General features: G+C 41.5%; 22 protein-coding genes. 6 read left to right on the top strand and 16 right to left on the bottom strand.

All coding sequences use genetic code 11. The annotated features are described in order from the left end of the window. Positions 1–6: 6 nt before the first annotated feature. Entirely contained in the window at positions 7–1,089 is a 1,083-nt protein-coding gene (locus GJU82_RS13600) for a DUF4271 domain-containing protein (protein ID WP_194831060.1), read from the bottom strand. A 241-nt stretch (positions 1,090–1,330) separates the two neighbouring features. Here GJU82_RS13600 and ybaK point away from each other — a divergent pair, with 241 nt between their 5' ends. Continuing rightward, positions 1,331–1,798, top strand: a complete 468-nt coding sequence (gene ybaK / locus GJU82_RS13595; protein WP_153632645.1) for a Cys-tRNA(Pro) deacylase — start codon at positions 1,331–1,333, stop codon at positions 1,796–1,798. Between the two features lie 18 nt (positions 1,799–1,816). Here ybaK and polA read toward each other — a convergent pair whose 3' ends face one another. Then, positions 1,817–4,606, bottom strand: a complete 2,790-nt coding sequence (gene polA, locus GJU82_RS13590) for a DNA polymerase I (RefSeq protein WP_153632644.1) — start codon at positions 4,604–4,606, stop codon at positions 1,817–1,819. A gap of 155 nt (positions 4,607–4,761) precedes the next feature. Further along, positions 4,762–5,064 (bottom strand): helix-turn-helix transcriptional regulator, encoded by a 303-nt coding sequence (locus GJU82_RS13585; RefSeq protein WP_153632643.1) that lies wholly within the window; start codon positions 5,062–5,064, stop codon positions 4,762–4,764. A gap of 301 nt (positions 5,065–5,365) precedes the next feature. On the opposite strand from GJU82_RS13585, the gene GJU82_RS13580 reads away from it, so the two are divergent. Beyond that, entirely contained in the window at positions 5,366–6,346 is a 981-nt protein-coding gene (locus GJU82_RS13580) for a polyprenyl synthetase family protein (RefSeq protein ID WP_153632642.1), read from the top strand. A gap of 54 nt (positions 6,347–6,400) precedes the next feature. Here GJU82_RS13580 and deoC read toward each other — a convergent pair whose 3' ends face one another. From deoC to dtd, 3 genes are read right to left on the bottom strand one after another with little or no spacing between them, the layout of a single operon-like run. Further along, positions 6,401–7,273, bottom strand: a complete 873-nt coding sequence (deoC, locus tag GJU82_RS13575) for a deoxyribose-phosphate aldolase (protein ID WP_153632641.1) — start codon at positions 7,271–7,273, stop codon at positions 6,401–6,403. Positions 7,274–7,283: 10 nt separating this feature from the next. Beyond that, a complete protein-coding gene (locus GJU82_RS13570) occupies positions 7,284–7,619 on the bottom strand; it encodes a nucleotide pyrophosphohydrolase (protein ID WP_228488704.1) in 336 nt (111 codons plus the stop codon). Further along, positions 7,620–8,072, bottom strand: a complete 453-nt coding sequence (gene dtd / locus GJU82_RS13565; RefSeq protein ID WP_153632640.1) for a D-aminoacyl-tRNA deacylase — start codon at positions 8,070–8,072, stop codon at positions 7,620–7,622. Between the two features lie 104 nt (positions 8,073–8,176). On the opposite strand from dtd, the gene GJU82_RS13560 reads away from it, so the two are divergent. Next, complete coding sequence (locus tag GJU82_RS13560) at positions 8,177–9,157, top strand: lipoate--protein ligase (protein WP_153632639.1); 981 nt, start codon at positions 8,177–8,179, stop codon at positions 9,155–9,157. Positions 9,158–9,184: 27 nt separating this feature from the next. Here GJU82_RS13560 and uvrC read toward each other — a convergent pair whose 3' ends face one another. The 7 genes from uvrC to hemW form a co-directional block, all read right to left on the bottom strand. Beyond that, a complete protein-coding gene (gene uvrC, locus GJU82_RS13555) occupies positions 9,185–11,017 on the bottom strand; it encodes an excinuclease ABC subunit UvrC (RefSeq protein WP_153632638.1) in 1,833 nt (610 codons plus the stop codon). Positions 11,018–11,026: 9 nt separating this feature from the next. Beyond that, a complete protein-coding gene (locus GJU82_RS13550; protein WP_228488703.1) occupies positions 11,027–11,560 on the bottom strand; it encodes an adenine phosphoribosyltransferase in 534 nt (177 codons plus the stop codon). Between the two features lie 68 nt (positions 11,561–11,628). Then, positions 11,629–13,515, bottom strand: a complete 1,887-nt coding sequence (gene mnmG / locus GJU82_RS13545) for a tRNA uridine-5-carboxymethylaminomethyl(34) synthesis enzyme MnmG (RefSeq protein WP_153632637.1) — start codon at positions 13,513–13,515, stop codon at positions 11,629–11,631. 12 nt (positions 13,516–13,527) lie between these two features. Then, the gene (gene ybeY, locus GJU82_RS13540) at positions 13,528–13,950 is read right to left on the bottom strand and encodes an rRNA maturation RNase YbeY (RefSeq protein WP_153632636.1); all 423 of its coding nucleotides are present in this window, start codon (positions 13,948–13,950) and stop codon (positions 13,528–13,530) included. A gap of 2 nt (positions 13,951–13,952) precedes the next feature. Continuing rightward, a complete protein-coding gene (locus GJU82_RS13535; protein WP_153632635.1) occupies positions 13,953–14,363 on the bottom strand; it encodes an ATP-binding protein in 411 nt (136 codons plus the stop codon). Beyond that, positions 14,353–17,631 (bottom strand): hypothetical protein, encoded by a 3,279-nt coding sequence (locus tag GJU82_RS13530; RefSeq protein ID WP_153632634.1) that lies wholly within the window; start codon positions 17,629–17,631, stop codon positions 14,353–14,355. The genes GJU82_RS13535 and GJU82_RS13530 overlap by 11 nt, the downstream gene beginning before the upstream one ends. Positions 17,632–17,668: 37 nt before the next feature. After that, positions 17,669–18,796 carry a radical SAM family heme chaperone HemW gene (gene hemW, locus GJU82_RS13525; protein ID WP_153632633.1) on the bottom strand — a complete coding sequence of 376 codons (1,128 nt, stop codon included), beginning with the start codon at positions 18,794–18,796 and terminating at the stop codon, positions 17,669–17,671. Positions 18,797–18,828: 32 nt separating this feature from the next. Between hemW and GJU82_RS13520 the strand changes: the two genes are divergently transcribed. After that, positions 18,829–19,215, top strand: a complete 387-nt coding sequence (locus GJU82_RS13520) for a VanZ family protein (RefSeq protein ID WP_153632632.1) — start codon at positions 18,829–18,831, stop codon at positions 19,213–19,215. On the opposite strand, the gene GJU82_RS13515 is transcribed toward GJU82_RS13520, so the two are convergent. The 3 genes from GJU82_RS13515 to GJU82_RS13505 form a co-directional block, all read right to left on the bottom strand. Next, complete coding sequence (locus GJU82_RS13515; RefSeq protein ID WP_153632631.1) at positions 19,212–19,658, bottom strand: Rrf2 family transcriptional regulator; 447 nt, start codon at positions 19,656–19,658, stop codon at positions 19,212–19,214. The two genes, GJU82_RS13520 and GJU82_RS13515, sit on opposite strands and share 4 nt — an antisense overlap. Next, the gene (locus GJU82_RS13510) at positions 19,655–21,034 is read right to left on the bottom strand and encodes an LUD domain-containing protein (RefSeq protein WP_153632630.1); all 1,380 of its coding nucleotides are present in this window, start codon (positions 21,032–21,034) and stop codon (positions 19,655–19,657) included. The genes GJU82_RS13515 and GJU82_RS13510 overlap by 4 nt, the downstream gene beginning before the upstream one ends. A gap of 657 nt (positions 21,035–21,691) precedes the next feature. Beyond that, positions 21,692–22,591 carry an IS1595 family transposase gene (locus GJU82_RS13505; RefSeq protein ID WP_153631109.1) on the bottom strand — a complete coding sequence of 300 codons (900 nt, stop codon included), beginning with the start codon at positions 22,589–22,591 and terminating at the stop codon, positions 21,692–21,694. A gap of 161 nt (positions 22,592–22,752) precedes the next feature. Between GJU82_RS13505 and GJU82_RS13500 the strand changes: the two genes are divergently transcribed. After that, a complete protein-coding gene (locus GJU82_RS13500) occupies positions 22,753–23,157 on the top strand; it encodes a response regulator (RefSeq protein ID WP_228488702.1) in 405 nt (134 codons plus the stop codon). A 56-nt stretch (positions 23,158–23,213) separates the two neighbouring features. Continuing rightward, complete coding sequence (gene ruvB, locus GJU82_RS13495; protein ID WP_153632629.1) at positions 23,214–24,239, top strand: Holliday junction branch migration DNA helicase RuvB; 1,026 nt, start codon at positions 23,214–23,216, stop codon at positions 24,237–24,239.

The following is a 24,239-nucleotide window of genomic DNA, read 5'->3' as shown; positions in this document are numbered from 1 at the left end:
GCTGATTTATACCTGCCCAAAAATGAGCTTATAAACCAAAAGCAACGGAAAAATTTCAAGGGTACAAAGGTACAAAATCAAATAAAATATAGAAATACCATTTCTCAGGGCGACCAATGCTCCCCGGATCAGCGATGCCGCATAGAGTACAACGGTGATCGATATTCCAGCTACAAACATAATTTTTGACCATTCGGGAGCCAAAGACACCACAATTATGATTGGTAACAGAAAAACCCCTAACGCCCGGGTATATATTCCGTAATTGAAAAACACTTCCGAAACCACAGGGCTTTTCATAAATAACGCCCCAGTTAAATGATATAGAATCAATTTTCCAATCCCATACGCTCCCAACAATCCAAAATATGCCAGCAGCAGTTTGTATCCGCCCAGGCCAGGCCAGGTAAAACTGCCGTCGTGACTGGAGAGTTGGTAAACAAAAATGGACGTCACCAGCAGAGACATGACATCCAACCGGAAAGAACCATGGGAAATTTTGTACCCGCGTTCGCGGAAAAGCCGGCTGGCAGTTGAGTAGTTGATTAAACTGACCATCAGGTGACTGAGGTACTTATTGAAAACCAACCGAACCGATGCAAAAAGAATTAATGCCACCAAAATAACTCCCAATAACCAGTCCTGCCGTACCGAAACAAATTCCTTTCCTTCCTTTCCCAGCGGAATCATCGGCAACCCGGTTGTCAGGGTATCCTGATGCAGGGTATCGCGAACAACCGTCAGCGAATCAACCTGGAGTGAATCCTGATGAACAACCAAGGTATCGTTGGCCTGAGCTCGTTGAGCGGCCTGAATTGAGCCTTGTTTCTGCTGCTCTTTTATCCTGGTGCGCCGCGCTGCCCGGGCCTTCTGTCTGGCTGCCTGTCCTGCCTGCGCATTCGAAACAGAATCCCTGATAGCCATCTGCCGGAATATCCGGGCAGCGGACGTATCGATGGTTGGCTGGCCCTGAACATTCAGGACCGGCCGGGCAGTATCGTGGTGCGTGCCTGTTAGAATCGGTTGCACCAGCGAGCCCACTCGCAGAGAATCACTTTGCTGACTTTGTAATAAAGGGGAAATCACCATAAAATTAGGCTCTTTACAGGCTCTGCAAAGATATAAAATATTGGATAACGCAACGCAACCCCACATTTTCCAATTTGATCCATCAAAAGTTGATCAATGCCCACTAAACCTCTTTATTTTTGCATGGTTACACGTCGTGGCCGGGGGGCGGGCCTTCTGCCCCATCCGGAGAAAATCAGCGAAATACAACGAAGCAGTCAGCGAAGCGTTTCGTCAATTCGAATTGTAAAAACAGAGAATTATGAAGAAAACCAACGCAGCCCGTATACTCGACCGTTTGAAAATCAACTATAAACTGGTCGAATATACCGTCGATGAAAACGATTTGAGCGCCGAACACCTGGCCGAAACGGCCAGACTTCCGGTAGAAAAAGTTTATAAAACGTTGGTAGCACGTGGCGATCGTAATGGGATTTTTGTTTGTGTAGTTCCGGGTGCCGTCCCACTTAATTTGAAAAAAGCCGCCAAAGCCAGCGGAAACAAGAAGGCCGCCATGGTTTTGATGAAGGAATTGGAGCCGCTTACCGGCTACATTCGCGGCGGTTGTTCCCCGTTAGGAATGAAGAAGAATTACCCGGTGTTCATCGACGAATCGGCGTTCGAACAGGAGAAAATTTTTATCAGTGCCGGGCAGCGCGGCTTGCAGCTTCATCTCACGCCTTCCGATTTGCAAAAAGCAACCGGGGCCAGGGCCGTACCGCTCACCTGACACTCCCGCAGAATTTTATCAGTGTGCTTCGAGCCAGTTATCGGCCGACTGCATATCGACCGTCAGTGGTACTTCGAGCTCAAACGCGTGTTCCATTTCCTGTTTTACCAGTTTTTTCAACACATCCAACTCATCTTTTCGCGCATCGAAGTTCAATTCGTCATGCACCTGTAGGATCATTTTCGATTTGAGCCCTTTCTCCTGCATTTTCCGGTGAATATTGATCATCGCTACTTTGATGACGTCCGCGGCTGAACCCTGAATCGGTGCATTGATGGCATTTCGTTCGGCTACGCCGCGTACCACCGCATTGCCCGAATTAATATCCGGCAGGTAACGCTTCCGGCCCATCAGGGTCTCCACGTAGCCTTTTTCGCGGGCATTGTGAATCTGTTCATCCATGAACTCTTTCACCCGGCTGAAATTCTCAAAATAGCCGTCAATAAGCTGTTTCGCTTCCGTTCTGGGAATATTCAGCCTTTGCGATAACCCGAAGGCTGAAATACCGTAAATGATGCCGAAATTGGCCGTTTTGGCCTTCCGGCGCATGTCGGATGTAACTTGATTTAACGGAATACCATAAATCTTCGCCGCCGTGGTTGCATGAATGTCCTCGCCATTGCGGAATGCTTCAATCATAGCTTTATCGCCCGAAATGGCTGCCATAATCCGCAATTCAATCTGGGAATAGTCGGCAGAGAGATAGACATGTTGGTCGTCCGACGGCACAAATGCTTTCCGGATTTCCCGACCGTTTTCATCCCGGATGGGGATATTCTGCAGGTTCGGATTATTGGAACTCAAACGCCCGGTAGCCGCAACTGCCTGGTTGAACGAAGTATGAATTTTTCCCGTACGGGAATTGATCAACTTGGGCAAGGCTTCCACGTAAGTACTCAACAATTTTTTCAGCCCCCGGTACTCAAGTACCTTTCTAACAATTTCGTGCTTATCCTGCAGCTTGGCCAATGTTTCTTCGTTGGTTGAATACTGCTTGGTTTTGGTCTTCTTCGCGTTGCTGTCCAGGTTCAGCTTTTCAAACAAAATTACGCCCAGCTGCCTGGGCGATGAAACATTGAATTCCTCACCAGCCAATTGATGAATATCTTTTTCCAGTGTAATGATTTGTTCACGGAGTTTTTCCGCGTAAGCGTCAAGCGCTTCTTTGTCGATTTTTACACCGGCCTGTTCCATGGCAACCAACACTTTCAGTAATGGCATTTCTACTTCGCGGAAAAGCTTTTCGACGCCGGTTTTATCCAGTTCTCGGGCCAGAATCGGTTTCAATTGCCAGGTAATATCCGCGTCTTCTCCCGCATATTCTTTTATTTGAGAAACCGCCACATCACGCATGGAGTGCTGGTTCTTTCCTTTTTTGCCAATCAGTTCTTCGGTAGCCACTTTCTTGTAGCCAAGGAACAACTCGCTCAGGTAATCCAGGTTATGGCGCAATTCCGGTTGAACCAGGTAATGCGCTATCATGGTATCGAAGATTTCTCCTTTTACCTCAATGCCGTAATTGCCCATTACCAGGATATCGTATTTTAGGTTTTGCCCGATTTTCACAATCCGTTCATCGGCAAAAATGGAACGGAATTCATCCACCAGTTCCTGTGCCTTTTTCTGATCGCCCGGAACCGGGACATAAAAGGCTTCGTGATCTTTCCAGGAAAAAGACATGCCGACCAATTGCGCATTGTGTGGATCGATATCAGTCGTTTCCGTATCGAAACAAAACTCTTTCAACACACACAAGTCGGCACGCAAATCGGCACGCAATTCCGGTGTATCCATCAGGAAATACTCGTGATCTGTTGAATTGATATCTGAAATATTTTCCGGCGCCATTTCCGGTTCCTGCGAAGATACAGGTAGGCCAAACAGCGTTCCCTGCCGGAAGTTATTATCCTGTTGAACCGGTACTTCTTCACCCAAAATGCGTTTGCCCAATGTGCGGAATTCCAGCTCACTGAACAAGTCCCTCAGCACATTCTTGTCCGGCCCGGTGCGCACCAGGCCATCCGGCGTTGCACCCAACGGAACATCCAAAATAATTTTCGCCAGTTTTCTGGAAATCCGAACCTGTTCTTCGTTTTCCACCAGGCGCTCTTTCTGTTTGCCTTTCAGTTTGTCGATGTTTTCATAAACGCCATCGATACTCGAGAAATCAGCAATCAGTTTCATGGCTGTTTTGGGACCAATGCCGGGACAACCGGGAATATTATCTGCCGTATCGCCCATCAATCCAAGAATATCGATTACCTGTTCGGGCTTTTCAACCTGGAAATTCTCGCTCACCTCTTTCAGTCCCCATACTTCCAAATCGTTTCCGCTACGTTTGGGTTTGTACATGAAAATGTTTTCCGAAACCAGCTGTGCGTAGTCTTTATCGGGTGTTACCATGAAAACTTTGTACCCTTCTTTTTCAGCCGATTTGGCCAACGTTCCGATCACGTCATCGGCTTCGAAACCTTCGCGTTCGACAATCGGAATGTGATAAGCTTCGATCAGCTGACGGATGTAAGGAATGGATTTCCGCAAATCTTCCGGCATCTCTTCGCGGTTGGCTTTGTACGGCTCGAACATCTCGTGCCGAAAAGTCGGTGCTTTCAAGTCGAAAGCCACCGCAATGTGACTGGGATCTTCCTGTTTCAGAATTTGCTCCAGGGTATTCAAGAATCCCATAATGGCCGAGGTGTTTAACCCTTTGGAGTTGTAGCGCGGATTTTTGATGAACGCAAAGTAAGAGCGGTATATCAGTGCGTATGCATCGAGCAGGAACAGTTGTTTCTGATTTTTTTCGGCCATCGTCTTAATTTTCTTGAGTTATCGGATTGAAGTTACTGTAAAGTCCCTGCTTTGTCAAGTATTTCAGCAAGGCTCAGATGGCCAAATCTACGGAAAGTTAAAGCAAAAAAAAACCGCCCCCGGTAAACAGGGCGGCGGTAATCGCAATTCGCTGTTTATTCGTCGCAGGTACACTGGTCAATACAATCAACCAGTTTACTCAGACTTTCGTGTTTAAGAAAGTAGAAGGTATTTTTGCCATCGCGCTGCGAGCAAAGCACACCTTTATCTTTTAAAATTCCCAAGTGGTGCGAGGTTGTAGACTGTTCAATTCCGAGTCGTTCGTGAATTTCGGTTACGGTAAGTTTCGTGTCCCCCTCTAAAAAGCTGAGAATGGCTATGCGCATAGGGTGCGCAATTGCTTTCAACATATTGGCAGCTTTTTCCAGTTTTTCGCTTTCAAGTTCAGTTATATTCATCTAAAAAGCATTTTAACAAGTTATCATTCAGGTTACGTAATATATATCATCAAGAAATGCAAATATATAAATATATTGTGCTGGTGTCACCTCCCCGATACCTGGGGAACTGTATAATTACTTTCCAGAATAAGAAAAATATATTATAAAACATTGAATATCAAAGCTTAACATTTATTAATAAAAACATTCTATTTTACTGTTAATCAGTAATTTAGAAAGTTTCAAAACAAGTTTACGTTCGCAGATCAAATTAATTCTTACCTTTGGACGTTGCGGATTATAAGGATAGTAGATAAAGATGCCAACTGTTTCGATTGATCAAATAAAGAATCCAATAGCCGAAGAGCTTAAAGGTTTCGAGCCGTTTTTCCGTAAGTCGACGAAAACGGATATTCCCCTGCTCAACTCGATTATCAACCATATTCTAAGGCGCAAGGGTAAGCAGATGCGCCCCATGCTGGTTTTTCTAACAGCCAAGCTGAACGGAACGTTCAATACCCGGACCTATCATGCTGCCCTGACCATCGAATTGCTGCACACGGCTACGCTGGTACACGATGATGTGGTTGATGAGTCATACCAGCGCCGTGGATTTTTCTCGGTAAATGCCATCTGGCGGAATAAGCTGGCTGTTTTGGTTGGTGATTTCATCCTGGCCAAAGGAATGCTATGGTCCATCGAGCACGAGGATTACGACTTTCTTCAATTGATTTCGAAAGCCGTAGGCGACATGAGTGAAGGCGAAATTCTTCAGATTGAAAAAGCCCGGAAACAAGACATAACCGAAGGGGTTTATTTTGAGATTATCAGGAAGAAAACCGCCTCGTTGCTGGCTACAAGCGCTGCTGTTGGCGCCAGTTCGGTGACAACCGATAAGGAAGTTATTTCGCGGATGTGGCAATTAGGCGAATTTGCCGGGATTGCCTTCCAGATTAAAGATGACTTGTTTGATTACGAAAAGACCAACCTGGTGGGTAAACCTACCGGGAATGATATTCGGGAGAAAAAAATGACACTCCCGCTCATTTATGCTTTGAGCCAATCGAAAAACGGAGAAGCGAAGAAAATTCAGAAGATCGTTAAGAAGCGCATTAAATCAGCAGAAAATATCGAGGAAGTCGTCAATTTCGTGAAAGCAAACGGCGGAATTGAGTATGCTCACCAGGTGATGCTCGATTACCGGGACAAAGCGCTGAATATTTTGGCTGATTACCCCGAATCAGACGTTAAAACGGCACTTCGGCAATACATCTACTACATTACCTACCGAAATAAATAAACCCCGTAAAAGCGCCTGAATGACATTTTACGGGGCATCTATCTTTTTCAGAAATCAGAAGTATTTCACTTCTTCTCCTACTAATTCCGTCAACACCCTGTTCGCCAGTCGGCTTGCTCCAATCCGGAAAAGTTTGTTATTCATCCACTCCTCACCCAGCACCTGGCCGACAACCGTCAGGTATTGCAACGCTTCGTCGGCTGTTGAAATTCCGCCGGCAGGCTTGAATCCCACTTTTCGTCCGGTTTCTTCGTAATAGTGACGAATGGCCGTTGTCATTACCCAGGCTGCTTCCAATGTCGCGGCCGGTTCCATTTTCCCGGTAGACGTTTTGATGAAATCAGCGCCGGCATGCATCGCAATCAAGGAAGCTTTCCAAATAGCTTCCGGCGTTTTTAACGCTCCCGTTTCCAGGATTACCTTCAAATGAGCATCGCCGCAGGCTTCTTTCAATTGCTTGATTTCATCGAACACAAATTCGTAATTCCCGGCCAGGAAATCCCCAATGGAAATAACAATATCGATTTCGTCAGCACCCATTTCAACTGTCTTTTTCGTTTCCATCACCTTCACATCGGTAAATGTCATGGAAGAGGGAAAGCCGGCTGAAACCGCTGCTATATTTACGCTTTCTGCTTTCAGGTTTTCCCGGACTACCGGAACAAGCTTCGGATAAACACAAATGGCACCTACATTGGCGAGACCTGGGAATTGTATACTGAAATTGGAAATATTGTCGGCAAATTGTTTCCCGCGTGCTTCTGTATCCGTTGAATTCAATGTTGTCAGGTCAATACAGGAAAAAGCCAGTTCCAACATTTCGTCATTCCTTTTTTCTGCATATTTATTTAGCACATTTTCAATGGCTTGTTTTACTTCTTCGCCCGCAAATTTGCGATCGAAACCGTTGATGGATTTCATTTCCATATCTTTATGTTTATAATTTTTTATTGTTCTTATGTCGTTCACTATCGCGAATTGTCTTCTTTTCCAGATTTTTCCGGAACGCAGATGTAATGTCCACTCCGGTTTGATTGGCCAAACAAAGTAACACCCAAAGCACATCGGCCATCTCGTCGGCTAATTTACTACTATCCTCTCCTTTCTTGAATGACTGATCGCCATATTTTCTAGAAATGACGCGGGCCAGCTCCCCCACCTCTTCCGCAAGGATAACCATATTGGTCAGTTCGCTAAAATAGCGGACGCCGTACGTTTTGATCCAGTCGTCAACCTTTTTTTGTGCCTCCTGCAGTGTCACCTGTTCTTCCATTTATTCCTTGTTTTTCGTATCAATTAAAATGGTTACCGGTCCGTCATTCACCAACTCGACGTCCATGTGTGCGCCAAATTCACCGGTTTGCACTTCTTTACCCAAATCCTTCGATAATTGTTCCACGAAGGCTTTGTACCTCGGAACTGAAATTTCCGGTTTGGCGGCTCTGATGTATGACGGCCGGTTTCCTTTCTTCGTCTTCGCGTAAAGTGTAAACTGACTAATCACAAGTATCTCTCCATCAATGTCTTTAACAGAACGATTCATTACATTATTGTCATCATTAAACACCCGTAATTGAGTAATTTTATTACTCAGCCATTGAATATCTTCTTGTCCGTCAGCCCCTTCAATTCCCAACAAAACAAGTAACCCTTTATTAATAAATGACTTAACATTTTCATCAATGGTTACTGAAGCCCGGCTAACCCGCTGAATCACTGCACGCATAATACCTTTGAATTTTGGAGCCCTAATTTAAGGATTTACCGCTGTATAGAGCAAGATTAAGCACAAAACCCTATTTTTGCCGGCATATTGATAAAATTAGAGCTATGTATTACCTGGTTTCATCGTCGAACAACCCGTATTTCAATATTGCATCGGAAGAATATTTGCTGAAGAATTTCACCGATGAGTTCTTCCTGTTGTACATCAACGAGCCATCCATTATCGTTGGTAAGCACCAGAATACGCTTTCGGAAATCAATCTGGATTATGTTGAAGCCAACGGAATCAAAGTGGTTCGGCGGTTGTCGGGCGGCGGTACGGTTTTTCATGATTCCGGGAACCTGAATTTCTGCTTTATCCGGAATATTGCCACCAATGAGGATATTTCGTTTACACGCTTCACTCAACCCATTGTAAATGCCTTGGCCACCCTTGGTATTGAAGCAACATTTTCGGGCCGGCACGACTTACTCGTGAAAGGCAGAAAAATATCGGGTAATGCGATGCATGTTTACAAAAAACGCGTTTTGTCGCACGGAACATTGCTTTACAATTCCCAAATCGGGACAATTTCACGTGCGCTGAAATCAAACCCTTCTTATTTCCAGGATAAGGCCGTAAAATCAAATCGATCGCGGGTTGCCAACATCTCCTCATTTCTTTCTTCTCCTCCTTCGATTGAAGCATTCACACAGCAGATTTTGGCACATATCCGTGAAGTTAATCCCCATGCAAAACCATATACTTTTTCCAGCGAAGATTTAGCTGCCATTGGACAATTACAAAAGGAAAAATTCGGAACATGGAAATGGAACTATGGCTATTCGCCGAAATATGTATTCCAAAAAGACGGGTTGGTTTCAGGCGGACCAGCATCACTAAGCCTAAAAATAGAGAAAGGCAGGATTAAAACGGTGGAATTGAGGTGTGAGATTTTATCAGTTGAATTGGTGAAAGTTCTATCCGGGAAATTGATGGATACCTTCCACGAACGAAACGATATCAGAGGGAAACTACAGCAGTTTTTTGAGGAAAATAATCTGAAGAAAATAAAACTGGGGGAATTACTGAACCTTTTCTTTTAGTTTAACTACTAAAAATTCACGTAATATTTATTTATTAGTTGATTTACTGCTATTTGAATTAAAAAAAGAAATTATCTTTTCAGCTTTTGACCGCCCAATTATCCCCGCTATTTTTTCTATCGAACGGCTTTTTATCTGCTCCAGCGACTTAAATTCCTTCAAAAGTGCTTCAACCGTTTTAGGGCCGATGCCCGGAATACTATCCAGTTCAGATTTAATAAAACCAGCAGAACGCTTATTCCGGTGAAAGGTAATTCCGAACCGGTGGGCTTCGTCGCGCAGGCGCTGAATGATCTTTAAAGTCTCCGAGTTTTTATCCAGGTAAATGGGAATGCTGTCACCCGGGAAGAAGATCTCCTCCAACCTCTTGGCAATTCCAATAATGCTGATTTTTCCCCTTAACCCAAGTTTTTCCAATGCATTTAAGGCAGCGCCCAGCTGTCCTTTCCCCCCATCAATCACGATTAGTTGCGGCAAATCTTTCTCCTCGTCCAACAATCGACGGTAGCGACGAAAAATAATTTCCTCCATTGAGGCAAAATCGTTGGGACCTTCCACTGTTTTTATATTGAAATGCCGGTAATCTCTTTTGGCTGGCTTTCCATTTCGAAAAACAACACACGATGCCACCGGGTAATTTCCCTGGATATTGGAATTATCGAAACATTCGATGTGAACCGGCACTTCCTTCAATCGCAGATCGATTTTCATCGTCTCCATAATCCGGTCTACTTTATTCTGTGGATTGCGAAGCGATTGCTGTTTTCGTTTTTCCAACTTATAAAAACGTGCATTTTTCTGCGAAAGCTCTAACAATTTTCGCTTATCGCCACGCTGTGGAACCGTAAAATTGATTTGACCAAAACCGGTGTCAGGGAAAAAAGGAACCACAATTTCCCGCGCATTAGAGAATACTTTTTGCCGGATTTCGACAATCCCCAGCGCCAATAATTCCTCTTTCGACTCATCAAGCCGCTTCCGCATTTCGATGGTGTGCGATTGAATAATCGCCCCGTCGACAACTTTTAGGAAATTAACGTACCCAAATTTCTCGTCTTCATCGAAAGAAAATACATCCAGGTCCGTGATGGATGAACCAACAATCGTCGATTTACTGCGGTATTTTTCGAGAATGTCGAATTTTGATTTTATTTCTGCAGCTTTCTCGAATTCATACAAAGAAGCATACTCATCCATGACTGATTGAAGGTGCGATGTGACTGAATTCAGATTTCCTTTCAGGATATTTTTAATCTGGTCAATCATTTCGTTGTACTCCCCTTCTTCCTGAAGCCCCTCACATGGCCCTTTACAATTTCCCAAATGATATTCCAGGCAAACTTTGTAATTGCCTTTCGCAATATTATCCTGCGCCAGATTATAGCCACAGGTCCTGATAGCATAAAGCTGTTTTATTACATCCAGAATGGTGCGCACCATTCCCACAGAAGTGTAGGGGCCGAAGTAAAGAGAGCCATCGCGCACTACCCTTCGGGTGGAAAACACCCGTGGAAAAGGTTCATTCTTGATACAAATCCAGGGATATGATTTATCGTCCTTGAGAAGGACGTTGTAGCGTGGCTGGTACTTCTTGATGAGATTATTTTCCAGTAGAAGGGCATCTTCTTCAGTCTCGACTACGACATGCTGAATATCTTCAATCTTACGAACTAAGATTGCTGTTTTCCGATTGTCGTGGTGTTTGGAAAAATAGGAGGAAACCCGTTTTTTAAGGTTTTTGGCCTTACCTACATAAATAATTTTCCCTTCGGCGTTGAAATACTGATAAACCCCGGGAGATTCAGGAAGTACCCGAACCAATTCTTTCAACCGTTCGTTCCGCAGGTTTTCCTCACTCATATTCTCTACTTAAAAATGAATCAATGACCAAACCGGTACTTGTTCATCGATCTTCCCACTCCCATTCAGCAAATCTAATTCAACGAAAAAATTAGCAAAAATTTTCTTCACACCAAACTTACGGACCAAATCAATGGTAGCACCAACCGTTCCACCAGTAGCCAGTAAATCGTCGTGAATTAAAACCACATCATCCGGAGAAAGCGCATCGGTATGCATTTCCAGTGTGTCGGTTCCGTATTCCAATTCATAAGATTGTTTATACGTTTTGGCCGGCAATTTGCCAGGTTTACGAACCGGCACAAAACCGGCGCCTAATTTATATGCCAAAGCACTGCCCAAAATAAATCCGCGAGACTCTACTCCCACAATTCGTGTTACCCCGAGATTGCGATAATGAGCGGCAGTCTCCTCCACAATAAAGCGGAAGAGATCAGGCTTTTTAAATGCAGTGGTTATATCTTTAAACTGAATTCCCGGCTTCGGAAAGTCGGGAACATTTCTGATAGATGCTTGTACAACATCCAAATTAATTTTTGTCATTTCAACTCTTTAATTGTAGGAAAACGAATAAGTCTGCAATATCTTTTCTTTATGTTCCACGTGGAACATCATCGTCCTAATAGCACCAAAAGTACATTGATATCACTAGGCGAAACACCTGAAATCCGACTGGCTTGTCCAATGGTGCCGGGTTGAATCCTATCCAATTTCTGTCGCGCTTCGGTCGACAAAGATTCAAGGGACATGTAATCAAATTTACGTGAAATATCAATATTTTCGAGACGGTTTAACTTATCTGCAATTCCTTTTTCTCTCTCGATATACCCAGAATACTTGATTATAATCTCGGCAGACTCCATTATTTCGTCTCTCCTATCTTCAGGCAAATTATCATACAATACCGTTAAGCCGCGAACTGCCCCAATGAAATCAAAAATCCGAAGTTGCGGACGCAGCACCAAATTATACAATTTTGTCCCTTGTTTCAGCGGCGCTGTACCTTTTGATTCGAGGAGATCGTTAATATATTGCGGCTTGATAGAATAGTCTTTACAAAATTCAATTAACTTATCCCGCAATGAAATTTTCTCTTGCATCAAAGTATAACGTTTCCCGCCGGCCAGGCCAAGTTTGTATGCTTTTCCAGTTAATCGAATATCAGCGTTATCCTGCCGAAGAAGAATTCTATACTCTGCGCGACTGGTGAACATGCGATAGGGCTCATCAACGCCCTTAGTTACCAGATCATCTATCAGCACGCCGATGTATGCCTCGTTCCGGCTTAACGTGAACGGGTCCCTACCTGCAATCTTCAGATGGGCATTAATCCCTGCAATCAAACCTTGAGCAGCTGCTTCCTCATAACCCGTCGTTCCATTAATTTGTCCGGCAAAATACAAGTTAGCGACCATCTTGGTCTCAAGTGTATGATGAAGCTGCGTCGGATCGAAATAGTCATATTCAATGGCATAACCAGGCCGAAGTATCCGCGCATTCTCCAATCCTTTCACTTTGTGGATGGCTTTAACCTGAACGTCCCACGGCAACGACGAAGAAAATCCATTTAGATAATACTCTATGGTACATTCTCCTTCCGGTTCCAAAAATAATTGATGCTCCTCCTTATCTGCAAACGTAACCAGCTTAGTTTCAATGCTCGGACAATATCTTGGACCCCGGCCTTCGATACTTCCATCAAATAACGGCGAAAAAGCAAAACCAATTGAAAGTTCTTCGTGAACTTCCTTGTTGGTATAGGTAATAAAACAACTCTTCTGCCTTAATGCAGTATTATCAGATTCCGGGAGATAACTGAATTTTCCATGGTTGCCATCTCCAGGCTGCTCTTCCAATTTTGAAAAATCAATTGAACGACCATCGATTCGAACCGGCGTTCCAGTCTTCATCCTTCCCACCTTAAAACCAAAATCGAAAAGCTGGGCAGACATACCTTTTGAAGAAGGTTCTGAAATACGTCCTCCCTCAATTTGAGTTTTTCCGAAGTGCATTAAACCATTTAAGAAAGTACCGTTTGTCAAAATAACCGCCTTCCCAAAAAATTCTACACCCAACTCAGTCCGCACGCCGGAGACCTTATTTCCATCAAAAATCAGGTCTTTTACGGTTCCCTGCCAGAAATCCACGTTCGGAATCCCCTCCAAAACGGTTCTCCAATTCTCTGAGAACCGCATCCTGTCGCACTGCGCCCGGGGGCTCCACATTGCAGGCCCTTTAGAGCGGTTTAACATTCTGAACTGAATTGTGCTTTTATCAGTGACAATTCCCATATAGCCACCAAGTGCATCTATTTCCCTAACTATCTGCCCTTTAGCAATACCTCCAACAGCCGGATTACAGCTCATTTGTGCAATCTTATTCAGATCCATAGTAATCAATAAAACTTTCGAACCCAAATTTGCCGCTGCTGCTGCAGCCTCACTACCGGAATGTCCGGCCCCTACTACAATCACATCATATTTTGGCAAGATTGTCATTATTTCTTAAATTTAAATATTATGATAATCTAATATTGACGCATTTTCCTGTTGCGTCATCACTTCCTGATCGGCTTCTTTTTTATCTTTAAATCCAATCAAATGAAGAATGCCATGAGAAATTACCCTTAACAATTCTTCCTCATAAGAAACATTAAACTCAATAGCATTATCAGCTACCCGAACGACGCTGATAAAAACATCGCCGGAAATCGTATTCCCTTCAGTATAATCGAACGTAATGATGTCCGTTAAATAATCATGACCGAGATATTGCTTGTTTACCTCCAACAGATACGAATCGCTGCAAAAAATATAACTAATCTCACCAACTTCCTTTTCATGCTTGCCAGCAATAAAAAGGAGCCATTGTTTTACGCGTCCAGTATCGAGATGGGGCAACTCCACATCCTCATTGTAAAACTCTATATTCACAGCTAAATACGGATTATTAATTTAACGATATTACCTTTACCAATAACCTGAAAATCATCGCAAAGGTTTTTAATAAAGAATATTCCCCTTCCATTCTCTTTTGTTAAATTATCGCCACAGGTAGGATCGGCAATACACTCGGGGTCAAAACCATTTCCCTCATCTTCAATAAGAACCTCAATAATAGAGTCTTCTACCGTCAACCCAATCTTAACTTTTTTACTGTCATCAAATTTATTCCCATGCACAATAGCATTCTCAACAGCCTCCAGCAACGAAGTTTGAAAAGAAAAATACGTATCACAATCAAGCGAAAGTAAATCACGCATCTCATAACAAACCTTCAGGCATGTCTTCAATTCTTCAATGCGCGAGTCAATCTGCAGTTGCCGTTTGATTATACTATTGGCCATTAATATTCTTAAGATAAGAATTAAACTTTTTGCGATAGAAATAGCTCATTCTCCACGTTGAACCTGACATTATGTCAAACTCATTTCCACTCTTCCCTTCGATTCCAAAATAGCTTTCCGGATGGCTAACCATTTGCCTTTTAGCTACTTGCGACCCTCGTTCATTATCAGAATTTCGCTGAATTTTGGCATTTTGCGCATCCAATAAATGTTCAAATATAAGATTTTGTCTGTTAACTGTCTGTTGGGTAACCTTTTTACTTAACAAATCATTTCGATTCTGATCAAGTAACCGTTGGGCCTCCTTTAATTGAGACTCGACATCCGGGCCTAAACCACCTTTCAACACCTGTTCACGAATAGCCTGTTGAAGAATTTCCTGCTGCATCAACATTTTCCCAATTTGTATATTTCCCGGTTGCACGCCATTCTTCAAATCATTCATCATACTTTGCATTTGCTTCTTCAACTTATCCTGGATAGCCTTTACGCCGGGTGCCGAACTACTATTTCCACCTGGTTTATTGCTACTTCCATCACCAGGCCGCGCATACTTCATCATGTTCATAACCTGCTGAAGCGCTTCCGATAAGTAAAGCGCCAAATTATTGGCGGTTGCCATTGAAAATTGCTGATTTACCCTTCCTTTCGCGTATTGACCCTCTTCCAGATTGGAAAGCGCTTTGTCCGTATAAAACTTCCAGTCGAGGGACTCTTTACCGATTTGCGCATTAATTTGCGGCGCCTGTTTCGACAATAGATAAAGTGTGTCCCGCAGTTGAGCTTCGTACAGCCCAAGATTCTTCTGCATATCAAGGTAGCTTGTCAAGGAAGGATCCAACGCCGAAACACCAGTCATATTCAACATCAATTTTTCCTGCTGAAAAGAAAAAGTCAGAATATTTTCAGCCAAATACTGTAAGCGTCTGATTTGAACCCAATCAACCTCTATTTGAGAAGACAACATACCCTGATTCAAATTATCAGCCATTTGCTTTAATGAGCGTGCTATACCTTCGGAAATTTCACTTTTCTTCCGTCGTTTCCCGTTTCCATCCAAATCAGAAAGAACATTCAAATCTTTACTGATTTTATCCTGCAAAGAACCTGATTTAATAATTGAATAAGGTCTGTCCAACTCATCATTTTGTTCCGCAACTGAATCCAGCGCTGAAAAAGCCTGATGAATATCTTCGCTTTGCCGTTGTAATAAATTCCTCAGTGAATCGCGCGTCGTATATGAAGAACGCTTAACCTCATCAGAAAATTTTTGCTGTCTTTCTGCCAACTTTTCCAGATTATTCCGGATACCGTGAATGGATTTTTCAACCTCCATTTTCTTCAACATCGCAATGCTGCGGTCCAACTGCTTATTCAGGTCTTCCAACCGATAATTAAGATCTTTTGTTAACTCATCAAATTTCTTCTGATCAAACTGGTTAAGCAACGAATTAAATTCATCAAACAATTTCTTCAACTCGTCGGAATACAACTGGTCCATCAACTGTTCGACCAGTTTCTGCTTCTCCAACAGGGCAGGAGATAATTGAGAAAAATTTTTGGAGAGATTATTCAGCCGGCGGTTCTCTTTACTCACATTTTGCATCAGTTGTTGAAGTTCCCCGCCCTGCTTTTTGATTCCCGCGGCTATTTGCTTCTTCTCCCAATCGGTTAACTGACCACTGAGCATTTGTCTGCGCATTTTCTCAAAATCCTGCTGAATATTCCGGGTTACCTCTTTTCCTTCATTTAAGTTTTCCTGAAGCCGGCTATATCCTTCTTTATTTTGCAACTCAATTTCTTTAAACCCTGGAAAGCGAAAAGTGAAAACCTTACTTTGTTTCTCTTTAAAGTGATTTAATACGTCATTATCAGCAACTGTAAACCAATATTGATAAACGTCAGGTTTCATGCTGATGAAATTATATCCATAGAAGAAATCCTGTGGGTTTTGATTAGGATAAATAGCAACATTTAAACTTGAATCTATATCACCGCCGGCAACATGAAATTTAACATTATTAATACCATAATCATCGGATATACGGCCATGAAAATAAAAGGAAGTAAGATTGACTGTATCCTGCACTTGATTTACTGCAATAATAGGCGGCCCATCATTCAAAACTTTCAGGTTATACACTAAGCCGTCGCTTTTAAAATATTGATTGCTTGCGCGGAAAAAATATTCCATTGGTGAAATGACCGAAGAATCCACGCTAAACGTATTCTTCCCTTTTTCTTTCATCGGTTTTAACAACTGCCCAAAGGACAGGAACGCAGAATCGGCATCAACAGAATTAACTGTCCAAAAAACATGGCTGCCGGAAGGAATTTCAGCATCTCCCTGATTTTCCAAAGTAAACTCATTTAAACCGGTATATTTGGGCGGGACAACCTCCAATGCAAACGAACGAACAATGGGCACCGACAAACATCTGACATGGTATACACCGGAGTAACAGCTACCGCCATTTAATTGAAACTGTAAATCATGGTACACATTACTGATAGAATAACTAAACGAACCATCTTCATTAGCCTTCATCGCCATCTGATTTCCATTCATAACGACATTGAGGTGCCCCGGAAAGTTTCTGCCTTGCAATCGTACCGCAATTTTTAGTGAACTGCCTTTTTTAACAGCAAGCGAATCATTCAATAAAACAAAGGTAAAATCAGGGGCAGGAGAAAACTCCTCAAGGTAATGCGTATACTGAAAGCACCCTTTGGAAACAAAATTTGGCTTAACTATAACAACCAATAACGCAAAACCCATTAAAAAAAACAGACTCCATTTTTCGAACCGGGGTAAGGCAAAACGAAAAGCATCTGCCAAAGGAAACCTTTTGACGATATCCAACTTTTGTTGAATACTGGCCTCCAGTAAATCATTAGCATCTTCATTACCGACATATGCATCGACCAATTCCAACATATTAAGAAACCGATCCGCTAACGCTGGAAAATGAAATTTCAGAATATTATTAATCTCCAACCGGCTGACACCCGAAATAAATCCGAATCGCCAGGCCAAAGGCCTGATAACCCATAAAATAAACAGCACAAGAGAAAGAAAAATAAAGAAGTAAAAAAGGAATGTACGCAACCAGGAATCAAAGTAGTAAACGTGCTGTAATCCAATGAAAAGAAAAAACAATCCAACCATTGCAACAACGAACCGAACTAGTCCCAATAATATCTTATTGCGGTAGTAATGGTTGCAAAGCGCCTGGTAAATTTCTTGTATCTCCCTCCAATCCTTCATTGCACCAAAATTTCACTTTACCAACTAAGTTAATGAATCATACGTAAAAGAAATCCTCCATAATCCGATCGGAAACAAAAATTCCTTTTTCAGTCAAACGTACGACTTGATTTTCGATATAAACCAAATCGGAACCAATATACTTATCCAGCTTTTGCTTAAAGTAGGCTGCCAAGACTTTGTTATATGTTTCCTCAATTCTCGTTACTTCAATTCCCCAAATCGTCCGTAAAGAGGTAATAATATATTCGTTATACCGATCAACTTCACTCAATTCCTCAATTTCGAAAAACTGCTCATTCCGGTTAATCAACTGAACGTATTCCGGATTACTCCTTATGTTCCACTGTCGGGACTTTCCGTCGTAGCTATGAGCGGCTGGCCCGATACCCAAATATTTTTGCCCTTTCCAATAAGCCGAATTGTGGCGTGAATAAAAACCTCCCTTAGCGAAATTACTCACTTCATAATGTTCGTAACCAGCTTTCTTTAATGCCTTGATGAGATATTCATACTGCCCGAGACTAACTTCATCCGGAACCTCACTTAATTTTCCGTCCTTTAACCGTTGATACAACACCGTTCCCGCATGGTAAGTAAGATGATATGCGGACAGATGTTCCACATCCAAATCTATCACCATATCAACTGAACGCTCCCAGGCTTCTTTACTTAAACCGGGAATACCGTATATCAGATCAACCGAGATATTCTGAAATCCCGCTTCTCTGGCCAGCAAAACAGATCTTATTGCCTGTTGCGCATCATGACGCCGATTTAAATACTTCAGAATTTCCCCATCGAAACTCTGTGTTCCGATGCTCAACCGGTTAAAACCTGATTTCTGTAAATCAAACAAATACTTTTGATCTAAATCATCAGGATTAGCCTCAAGTGTCCATTCCGCATCTTCATTAACTTCGAATATATGCCTCACCAAATTTTGAGTTTTCGTCAGGTATTCAAGATCCAACAGCGACGGTGTCCCGCCCCCAAGATAAACAGTATCGACTGCTTCTGGACCTAAATAATTCTTCCTGAGGGAAAGCTCTTTAAATTCTGCTTCCATAACACCAGGTAAGTCCGCCAGGCGGCAACTGGTATGGAAATCGCAATAATGACAATGTGTTTTACAGAAAGGTATGTGAAAGTATATGCCCGCCATTTTTGTATATTCGCAATTCAATCTAAATCAAAATGCAAAAGTACATTAAAATTATTGCCTGGTTTGTTGTTATTCTTTACCTAAGTTTAACTCCGTCCGCCGAAATTCCCAAGCTGTCGATATTATCCCTACCTGGTTTCGATAAGTTCGTTCATTTCACGATGTATTTCGTTATGTCCCTGCTTCTTGCAGTATATTTTTCCCAATTCAAAAAATATTCCAACAGGAAAATTATTCTCACTAATGCCTTCCTGCTAATCGTTGTAGGAGGCCTGCTTGAAATTCTTCAATACGAGTTACCCATCAACCGCGATTGCAGTTGGGGCGATTTCTTCTTTAATACCATGGGGGCCATAGCCGGTACGCCGTTTTACCTGTACTGGCTGAAGAATACATTTGTCGGTAAATGGTTGAGTTAGAATTTCATATTGCCAGGAAAACCGTCTGCTTCAGAAAGTAAATCAGAAATCATTTTCTCTTTAAATGTGAGTATCAGTTGTTTTCGGATATCGGAATAACTATCGTGAAGTGCACAAACGTGAGATGCTTCCCTACGCCCATCACAAGTATCATCGGAAAGCGCACAACTTTCAAACAATTCTTTTCCATCAATAATTTCGACCACTCTATATAACGAAATTTTATCCGGTGGAGCCGCTAGCGCAAAACCACCGTTAGGCCCTTTATTGGAAACCAATACATTGAAACGCGCTAATTTCTGAAGAATTTTACTTAAAAAGGGCGCTGGTATTTGTAACTCTTCTGCCAGGACTTTAATTCCACACTTCTGATTTTCATTATAATTTGCGGCCATATAAATGACTGAGCGAACTGCATATTTACACGTCTTTGATAACATCATCCGTTTTTACATTTTATTTTCCATTGCCGCGAAAAGGAGAGCTCTTCAAAAGTCGGCATCGATTTCTTTCTACCCATTAAGTTTTTTCCTGTTAACGAAATAGCTGAATTTTTTAAACAACCTTGTGTCAGGTCCATCAGTTTTCGGTTATAGCTAATGTATTCAAAAAATTTCATTCCTGTATCCCATCGCCAATCATTCCCCCCTTTTTCGTTTGTTAGTTTTCGGTTTAAAAGTAATAATCTGGGCAATGGAATCATAACGGGGCAAACTTCTTCACATTTTCCACACTGCGTACAGGCAGAACTAAGATGACCAAACTCTTTAAAATTGGTCATGTAAGGTGTAATAACAGAGCCAATAGGCCCACTATAAACTGTATTGTACGTATATCCACCAACTACTTTATAAATCGGACAAGCATTTAAACAAGCGCCGCATCGGATGCATTTTAATGCTTGCCAATGCTCATCCGTATCCAACAACGACGAGCGTTTGTTATCAATTAAAATAATAAACTGCTTCGTAGGTCCATCCTTTTCATTATCCTTCCCTGGACCGCTAAAAATCGTGTTGTACGCCGAAATTTTTTGCCCGGTTCCATGTCCAGCCAGCAAAGGCCAAATAAATCCCAGTTCTTTCATTGATGGAATGAGCTTCTCAATTCCGGAAATAACGATGTGCACTTTTGGAAAAGAAGTACTCATTACGGCATTTCCTTCATTTTCAGTTAACGCTACACTTCCATTTTCAGCAATAAGAAAATTAGCGCCGGTAATGCCGGCACCCGCTTGCTGATACTTAATACGTAGCTTTTCCCTGACAAAGTCCGTCAGTTCAACAGGAGTAGAATTGAGCGGTGTCTGAAAATGTTCATGAAAAAGCACTGCTACATCTTCTTTTGATTTATGCATAGCCGGTGTTACGATATGAAAAGGTGGTTCACCAGCAGTCTGAACGATAAATTCCCCTAAATCAGTTTCCTGACTTACCATACCCAGTTTTTCCAACTCTTCATTTAAATGAATTTCCTCGCTGAGCATGGATTTACTTTTAACTACCAATTTTACCTCCTCATCCAAAAGTATATTAGTAATCAACTGAATGGCTTCTTCTTTGTCATTCGCCCATAAAACCTGACTTCCATTTTTAGTAGCGTTTTCTTCAAATTGAACAAGAAAATCGTCAAGCTCAGAAACAACCGTATCCTTTACATCCGAAGCTCTTTTTCTGAGCGCTGTATGATTGTAAAAACGATTAATTCCCGTATGAAACGCTTTATCATACTGTTGAATATTGTACTTCAGCTTTTTCCTTAAATCCACATTATCGACAGCAATTTCAGAATCGATAATAAAGCGTTTTTTCTTCTTCATGGTAACATATTATATTATTGACTGAACATTTTCATTTCACTACTTTTCCAACCGAAAAATAACTGACTATAAAAACAAAAAACCAATTACAAATGGGATTTTAAACACATATTAACAATGTTAATAAACTCGCAAAATTCTGTTTTTCATATCACTTTTCAAATCAAACCACCAAAAACTGATTCATATACCGAAATAAATGTTTCAATCATGTTAAGAAATAAAAACAAAATCTGAAAAATAATTTTGGTGAATAGAAAATTAATTTCATTAAAACGGCCCATTGTAAGATCCAAAAAACTTAGCAATCAATTTCACTCAAAAAAATCAACTACTTTTACACAGAATTAACATCTTCCAACAAAACAAACAGCTATTCACAAAACGATCTTAACAAGCTGTTGAAATCCTCTTAAATTACTGAATAATACAACAAAGTTATGTTTATTACTTGTCAGGATTGGAAAAACGGGGGTTAATAAGGACTATTCATAGAAAAGAAATACGAACTTATGACCATTATAAACCGCATATCATTAACATCATTATTTTTAATTTTTAATCTTATATTAAATAATACTAAATGAAGATGTCTGTTCTGATTTGTTTATTTCTCTGCAATTAGATTTATAGGTATAGGCGTTTAGACATCCCAGGTTAATCAACTGATTGTAAGCGAATAGGCTTAGAATAAACCATCCTTCTTATGAGTACATCGAAGATTGTCTCCATATTTGATCGTCTATTGTGCCTAAAATGAAACTCATCAAGGTATCCTTGAAGTCGTTCTTCACTGCAATGTTGGTGAATTCCTCTTAGCCATCCCTTTATATTCATAATGTGAAAATGGAGATCTGGAAAATTTTTGCCCTTCTCTGATTTCATTTGTTCCATATTTGGGTAATCTTTTTTTAGAGGAATATATCCTTTCCATACATCAGTGACGATTTTTGCATCCTTGCTAATGTATGTTTCAAAAAATGGTTTAAACGAAGTATTCGAAGCATCGCTGATAACTTGGGCGTAAGCACGTCCAACCCCGCCTTTGACTATTTCTAAGGCAACAATGACAAGCTTTTTATCCCCTTTACTCCGGCCTGGTTTTCCTTCTTCTGGTCCGCCGATATAGAATTCATCTACATGAACTATCCCGTTGATAGGATGCAATTTACTGCTTTGCATAGCTTGTTGGATTTTCCATTTGAATTCCCAACAAGTCTTCTGACGAAGTTCAAACTCTCGAGATAATTCCAACGAAGACATTCCTTTCTTCTTTGTACTTATTTTGAATGCTATGTGAAAAGCCAGTAGTAATGGGAATTTACATTTATCAAACTGAGTCCCGGCTGTTGGACTTTCATCATATTTACATTTCATACATCGTCTTGAAAATGGCTTAACGCCTTTGCAGTATTTTGTATGGCCACATTTTTTACAATGGAATTCTGTTTCGTTCCACTTGATCCCTGCCAAGTACCGATAACAATCTTCATCTGTCGAAAATGTTTTATTGAATTTAATTGAGTTCACTCCTTTAAATTGATTTCTTTCATTCATGCTACAAAAGTAGCCATTATTAATTTATTGGGCGGTCTAAACGCCTATACCTATAGATTTATTTGCAGTACAACTTTGAAAATAATTTGAATTCAAAGGGTATCCTTTTAGATAAAAATAGTACTAATATGTAAACGGATTTTTTTTTAAACTCTGCTGATTTGAAAATTGAAGATAGAAATAAAGAAGGGCTGTCCATACTGCTGGTAGAAGATAATTTTCTAAATCAGAAAATTACTACTTACAATTTGCGTAAGTATAACCACAAGGTTTCTATTGCTAATAACGGACTGGAAGCGGTGAATCTTTTCAAAGAAAAGAAATTTGATTTGATTCTGATGGATATTATGATGCCGGTGATGGATGGATTGGAAGCAACCAGGGAGATTAGAAAAATTCAAAAAACGGACAAGCTAAACGAATATACTTCAATCATTGCTGTTACCGCCAATACGCTAGATAATGATCGGGAAAAATGCCTTTCGTGGGGAATGGATGAATTTATTGCCAAGCCTTTTGATATGAATCAGCTCAATGAGATTTTGATGAACCTTAAGATTGTCTGATTATTGTTTTCCTCCCTTCATTCACTAACTTTACCTGGTAAAGAATTCCTTATATTATGAGCGACTTCATTGATCTCAGGGGCAATCAGGTTTCTGAAACTGAACGTGAATTTGATAACCAGTTACGTCCGCTTCGTTTCGAGGATTTTAAAGGACAGGCTAAGATTGTTGGAAACCTTCAGGTATTTGTCAAGGCTGCGCTCATGCGGGGTGAAGCTCTCGATCATGTCTTGCTTCACGGCCCTCCAGGATTAGGAAAAACTACACTCTCAAATATTCTGGCTAACGAACTGGGAGTTAATTTAAAATTGACGTCCGGCCCGGTATTGGATAAACCGGGCGATTTAGCCGGATTGCTGACCAACCTGGAAACAAACGATGTGCTTTTTATTGACGAAATACACCGGTTAAGTCCTGTTGTGGAAGAATATCTGTATTCAGCAATGGAAGATTACCGGATTGATATCATGATCGATAAAGGTCCCAGCGCCCGTTCCATTCAGCTGGAATTAAATCCGTTTACATTAATTGGGGCGACCACCCGGTCGGGGTTACTAACTAGCCCGTTACGTGCACGTTTTGGAATCAATTCTCATCTGGAATATTACGATACGGAAATTCTGACGGGTATTGTTGAACGTTCTGCTTCTATTCTGAATGTTCCTGTTAATCGTGATGCTGCAGTTGAAATAGCCTCACGAAGCCGTGGTACGCCGCGAATCGTGAACGCTCTCCTTCGGCGGGTACGTGACTTTGCCATGGTGAAGGGAGATGGCAAAATAGATATCGAAATTACGCGTTTTAGCCTGGAGGCCCTCAATATTGACAAACATGGCCTGGATGAAATGGATAATCGTATTTTGACGACTATTATCGATAAATTTAATGGTGGCCCGGTTGGAATCAGTACCATTGCTACTGCAGTTGGTGAAGATGGCGGAACTATTGAGGAAGTATATGAACCTTTCCTGATTAAGGAAGGATTTTTAAAACGTACACCCCGTGGAAGGGAAGCGACAGAGCACGCTTATCATCACCTGGGAAGATCAAAAATTGACGGAGATAATCCATCTCTGTTTTAA

Source organism: Prolixibacter sp. SD074 (genome assembly GCF_009617895.1).
Classification (GTDB): domain Bacteria; phylum Bacteroidota; class Bacteroidia; order Bacteroidales; family Prolixibacteraceae; genus Prolixibacter.
The sequence above is the reverse complement of the archived record's forward strand: the minus strand, read 5'-3'. Positions and strand labels throughout refer to the sequence as shown.

What these genes read in the sequence shown, in the direction of transcription:
- GJU82_RS13600 (WP_194831060.1), bottom strand. Translation starts at nt 1,089, where the DNA reads ATGGTGATTTCCCCTTTATTACAAAGTCAGCAAAGTGATTCTCTGCGA.
- ybaK (WP_153632645.1), top strand. Translation starts at nt 1,331, where the DNA reads ATGAAGAAAACCAACGCAGCCCGTATACTCGACCGTTTGAAAATCAAC.
- polA (WP_153632644.1), bottom strand. Translation starts at nt 4,606, where the DNA reads ATGGCCGAAAAAAATCAGAAACAACTGTTCCTGCTCGATGCATACGCA.
- GJU82_RS13585 (WP_153632643.1), bottom strand. Translation starts at nt 5,064, where the DNA reads ATGAATATAACTGAACTTGAAAGCGAAAAACTGGAAAAAGCTGCCAAT.
- GJU82_RS13580 (WP_153632642.1), top strand. Translation starts at nt 5,366, where the DNA reads ATGCCAACTGTTTCGATTGATCAAATAAAGAATCCAATAGCCGAAGAG.
- deoC (WP_153632641.1), bottom strand. Translation starts at nt 7,273, where the DNA reads ATGGAAATGAAATCCATCAACGGTTTCGATCGCAAATTTGCGGGCGAA.
- GJU82_RS13570 (WP_228488704.1), bottom strand. Translation starts at nt 7,619, where the DNA reads ATGGAAGAACAGGTGACACTGCAGGAGGCACAAAAAAAGGTTGACGAC.
- dtd (WP_153632640.1), bottom strand. Translation starts at nt 8,072, where the DNA reads ATGCGTGCAGTGATTCAGCGGGTTAGCCGGGCTTCAGTAACCATTGAT.
- GJU82_RS13560 (WP_153632639.1), top strand. Translation starts at nt 8,177, where the DNA reads ATGTATTACCTGGTTTCATCGTCGAACAACCCGTATTTCAATATTGCA.
- uvrC (WP_153632638.1), bottom strand. Translation starts at nt 11,017, where the DNA reads ATGAGTGAGGAAAACCTGCGGAACGAACGGTTGAAAGAATTGGTTCGG.
- GJU82_RS13550 (WP_228488703.1), bottom strand. Translation starts at nt 11,560, where the DNA reads ATGACAAAAATTAATTTGGATGTTGTACAAGCATCTATCAGAAATGTT.
- mnmG (WP_153632637.1), bottom strand. Translation starts at nt 13,515, where the DNA reads ATGACAATCTTGCCAAAATATGATGTGATTGTAGTAGGGGCCGGACAT.
- GJU82_RS13535 (WP_153632635.1), bottom strand. Translation starts at nt 14,363, where the DNA reads ATGGCCAATAGTATAATCAAACGGCAACTGCAGATTGACTCGCGCATT.
- GJU82_RS13530 (WP_153632634.1), bottom strand. Translation starts at nt 17,631, where the DNA reads ATGAAGGATTGGAGGGAGATACAAGAAATTTACCAGGCGCTTTGCAAC.
- hemW (WP_153632633.1), bottom strand. Translation starts at nt 18,796, where the DNA reads ATGGCGGGCATATACTTTCACATACCTTTCTGTAAAACACATTGTCAT.
- GJU82_RS13520 (WP_153632632.1), top strand. Translation starts at nt 18,829, where the DNA reads ATGCAAAAGTACATTAAAATTATTGCCTGGTTTGTTGTTATTCTTTAC.
- GJU82_RS13515 (WP_153632631.1), bottom strand. Translation starts at nt 19,658, where the DNA reads ATGATGTTATCAAAGACGTGTAAATATGCAGTTCGCTCAGTCATTTAT.
- GJU82_RS13510 (WP_153632630.1), bottom strand. Translation starts at nt 21,034, where the DNA reads ATGAAGAAGAAAAAACGCTTTATTATCGATTCTGAAATTGCTGTCGAT.
- GJU82_RS13505 (WP_153631109.1), bottom strand. Translation starts at nt 22,591, where the DNA reads ATGAATGAAAGAAATCAATTTAAAGGAGTGAACTCAATTAAATTCAAT.
- ruvB (WP_153632629.1), top strand. Translation starts at nt 23,214, where the DNA reads ATGAGCGACTTCATTGATCTCAGGGGCAATCAGGTTTCTGAAACTGAA.